This is a genomic window from Clostridia bacterium, assembly GCA_035561135.1.
In the GTDB taxonomy this organism is placed as follows: Bacteria; Acidobacteriota; Terriglobia; order Terriglobales; family Acidobacteriaceae; genus DATMYA01.
On record DATMYA010000012.1, the window covers coordinates 1 to 1175 of the forward strand.

A 1175-nucleotide genomic window follows, 5' to 3' on the forward strand; every position below is an offset into this window, starting at 1 on the left:
CTGGTCACGAAATAGCGACTTTGGTTTGTGATGTTGATGAGCGCGAAACGCGGGCCGTGCGCTGATTCCAACACCGGCTTCATGTATCCGGTAAAGCGGTATTGTGTATTCGGCTCCAGCACCACGTACTGATGCAGCCCCAGATCGCCGACCGGCTCCATCGCAAAAGTTGCGACGAGAGAGTGCCGCCCCTCGTGGTATTCGGAATCATCGTTTTGCAGTAAGACTCCGGACACTTCGCGGTTACGCCAGTCCAAGCCGCCGTTCAGGATGTCGTATTCGAAGCTGGCGTTGCGAATCGCATTTTGCCCTGTATGCAGGCGTGCAGCGTCGGGAACTAGGCGCTCCACATCATTCCAGAAGTGTTGCAACATGCGGGCGTCGCCCGCCTTTAGAAAGGCCTCGAATGGCCCGAACGCATATCGCAGCTTGAATGGTTTGCTGAGGGCGACGAACTTCATCCACAGCGCGCGCACACTGTCTAGTTCGCCGTGTGCGATCAACAGGTTCATGTAAGAGAAATAGGCGACGGGGTCAGGTGGAAGTGCATCTTCGGCTGCATCGACCGGGTTTCGCTGCACCCTGTGAACGAGCTCCAGAGCGGGCCGTATCAGCTCAGGGTCGTGTGCCATGGCGAAGCGCAGGTGGCTAAGGCCACGCTTGGTTTCACCTAACGCGATCAACAGGTTCGCCGCCGTCCATGCGACAGCGGGAGTTTGTGGCTCGGTTTGTACGGCGCGGTCCACGGCGCGCAACGCGGCTTCGGTGTCGCCGTTCACCATCTGCGCCTCAGCCATGTGGAGCCAAGCCTGGGCCGAATGTGGATTCAGTTCCGTCGCCCTACGGAAATGCGTGAGTGCCGCCGTCGCGTCCTGTTCCGCGAACAGGATGAACACACCAAGATTGGAATGGTATTCGGCATTGCCGGGCGCGAGGCGAACCGCCTGTTCCAGGGATTCGCGCTTTGGTGCCTGCTGCGGATCACCTGCACCTGCGTCTCAAGCAGCATGGTCAGGTCGGTGTCGGAGTCGGCAGACGAAACGCCGTTCTTGAATCCAGCAACATCAGGATTTTCACGGCTGACGGAGATGCGGCCGGTTGAAACATAGCGCGACGGCGTGCGCAATGTGATGAGCGTTACGACCATCATCACTACGAGCAGAAATGCGCCAATG

Annotated in this window: 2 protein-coding genes; both read right to left on the reverse strand. The window is 58.7% G+C overall.

The genetic code is table 11. The features are described from left to right. Nucleotides 1–896: tetratricopeptide repeat protein (locus tag VN622_03785; GenBank protein ID HWR34977.1), on the reverse strand; the 896-nt coding region annotated here is incomplete at its 3' end. After that, on the reverse strand, nucleotides 827–1175 hold a 349-nt coding region (locus VN622_03790), incomplete at its 5' end, for a hypothetical protein (GenBank protein ID HWR34978.1). The genes VN622_03790 and VN622_03785, both read right to left, overlap by 70 nt.